Origin of the sequence: Mesorhizobium sp. M5C.F.Ca.IN.020.32.2.1, from assembly GCF_004023105.1 — a bacterium.
Classification (GTDB): domain Bacteria; phylum Pseudomonadota; class Alphaproteobacteria; order Rhizobiales; family Rhizobiaceae; genus Mesorhizobium; species Mesorhizobium wenxiniae.
Genome location: NZ_RZSX01000915.1, coordinates 1 through 2,399 on the forward strand (window position 1 = coordinate 1; position 2,399 = coordinate 2,399).

Annotated in this window: 3 protein-coding genes; all 3 read right to left on the reverse strand. The window is 64.4% G+C overall.

The annotated features are described in order from the left end of the window. The coding region (locus EOA86_RS30795) for an aminotransferase class V-fold PLP-dependent enzyme (RefSeq protein ID WP_128345060.1) at positions 1-1,194 on the reverse strand (1,194 nt) is incomplete at its 3' end. Between the two features lie 25 nt (positions 1,195-1,219). Beyond that, positions 1,220-1,681, reverse strand: a complete 462-nt coding sequence (locus EOA86_RS30800) for a RidA family protein (RefSeq protein ID WP_128345061.1) — start codon at positions 1,679-1,681, stop codon at positions 1,220-1,222. A 37-nt stretch (positions 1,682-1,718) separates the two neighbouring features. Next, on the reverse strand, positions 1,719-2,399 hold a 681-nt coding region (locus tag EOA86_RS30805; RefSeq protein ID WP_164892144.1), incomplete at its 5' end, for an amino acid ABC transporter ATP-binding protein.

Sequence of the window (2,399 nt, forward strand, 5' to 3'; positions counted from 1 at the left end):
GCGCAAGGCGCCGGCGCTATCCTTGCGAGCCGACTTCATGGCATCCGCAGGACGGTCACTTGCGCTCAACACTGCCCGCAGGCGCTCGGCGACGATCTCCGCCTCGCCAGGATGAAGGTTGCAAGGGTCGAGGAAGAAGTGACCGCGCTCGACCTCGTGGTTGCGGACGATAATGGGAGGCGAACCTGCCGCCAGCGCCGAGGCAAGGCCGGCGGCGCTGAACCTGCTTTCGGGCGTAACAAACACCTGCAGGCGGTCGAGCGGATTGCCGGTCGGATCGGGAATGACATGCGCGGCGATACCGGGCAGCCCTTGCAATGCGTCTCTCCACAGATGCAAAGCCACTTCTTCCCGCTTGCGGATACCGGCATGGTCGCGCCGCTCCCAGGCCTCCAGGGCGGCCATGGTGCCGGCGATGCTTTCCTTGCCGATTTTCATCGCCCGAGCAACGCCACGATTCTGCAGATAGGCGGCCCGCACCAGATCCTTACGCCCGGTGACGATGCCGCTTGTCGGTCCGCTGAGGAATTTGTGCCCGCTATAGACGACGATGTCGGCACCGCGTGCGAGAAAGCTGCGCAAATCGTATTCGGAGGCGGCGTCAACGATCACCGGGACGCCCCTGGCATGGCAGATTTCACAGAATTCCTCGAGCGAAAGCATGCCGTATTGCACGGTGTGATGCGCAACGACGTAGAGGCCTGCCGCGGTACGGTCGTGGATCGCCTCGCGCGCATGATAGTCCTGCGTCACGCTGACAGTGCCGGCCGGTACGGCCCTGGCCCCGGCAAGCCGGATCGACTGGTCGATCGGCGCGCCGTAGTTGACGATGTGGCCGAGCTGGACGATGACCTCCGACTTGAGGCCCTCCGTGTCGTCCGGCAGCCGCTCGATCGCCAGAAGATTGGTGCCGGTCATTGTACCGGCAATGGCCATGGTGATGCCGCTGGCGCAGCAGGCCGTGATGAAGCCGGCCTCGCCTCCGGTGAGGCGCGCGACGACCGTGCTTGCGGCGCGTTGCAGGTCATCCATCTCCACCCACTGCGACGCGATCTCCGACATCGCGGCGATCGCTTCCGGGACGATGATCGAGGCGCCGAGCGCTGTCATCGTGCCGGAAACGTTGATGATCGGGCGGAGGCCGAGCCGTTCGCGAATTGTCGTGTTGGAGCCGTTTGCCGAATAGGTTTTCATTTTTGCGGATCCCATTTGGTAGACATCAGGCGGCGATCTCGACCACCGCCTCGATTTCGACAGTGATGTTGCCCGGCAATGAGCCGACACCGATCGCCGAGCGGGCGTGCCCGCCGATATTATCAAAGACAGCGGCGAAAAGATCGGAGCAGCCGTTGACCACTTTCGGATGGTCACTGAAGGTCGGGATCGCGTTAACGAAGCCAAGCAGCTTGACGACGCGCACGATGCGGCCGAGGTCCCCTGCCGCGGCGTGCATGACGGCGAGCAGGTTCAGGCCGGTAAGACGGGCATGCTTATAGGCCTCTTCAACAGTGACGTCCTCGCCCACCTTGCCGGTGCAAAGCGTGCCGTCGGCGCGCAACGGCCCCTGGCCGGAGAGGAAGATCAGCCGTCCGCTTTCGGCGTGGGTGACGAAGTTGGCGATCGGCGCCGGCGGCTCGGGCAGCGTCAGGCCCAATTCGGCGAGCCGGATGTAAGGCGTCATGAAAAAGGCTCCTTGCGACAGCTTTCGCCGTCCGATGTCAGAAATGCGAGGCACGAAACCGCGCCAGGAAACTGCGGAGACGCTCATTATCGATCTCGGTGCCCAGAATCTCGGCAGGCGGGCCTGCGGCGCTGACGCCGCCATCCGCCATGAAGACGATGCGGCTCGAGGCGTCGCGCGCAAAGGCCATCTCGTGCGTGACCATCACCATTGTCATGCCGTCCTCGGCCAGGCTGCGCACGACCTCGAGCACCTCGCCGACGAGTTCCGGGTCGAGCGCGGATGTTATCTCGTCGAGAAGCAGGATTTTCGGCTCCATCGCCACCGCCCGGGCGATGCCGACGCGCTGCTGCTGGCCGCCGGAAAGCTCGGCCGGCAGGCTGTCGGCCTTGTGAGCAAGTCCGACCCGACCAAGCCAGTGCTCGGCAATGGCACGTGCTTCGGTACTGCTCTTGCCGCGCACCTTGCGCAGGCCAAGCATGATGTTGCCGGCCGCCGTCAGATGCGGAAACAGATTGAAACTCTGGAACACCATTCCGGTTTCGGCGCGCATCTTCGCCAGGTCGCGCTCGCTGCGGCGCTGGCGTGTTCCCGTGTCGCGGAAGCCGACCTCCTTGCCGTCGATGCGGATGGAGCCGCTGTCGTAGCTCTCCAGGAAGTTGACGCAGCGCAGCAGCGTGGTCTTGCCGCTGCCGGAAGGTCCGATGACAGTCACCAC

Excerpts from the sequence above, each read along its gene's own strand:
- EOA86_RS30800 (WP_128345061.1), bottom strand. The coding sequence starts at position 1,681 with ATGACGCCTTACATCCGGCTCGCCGAATTGGGCCTGACGCTGCCCGAG.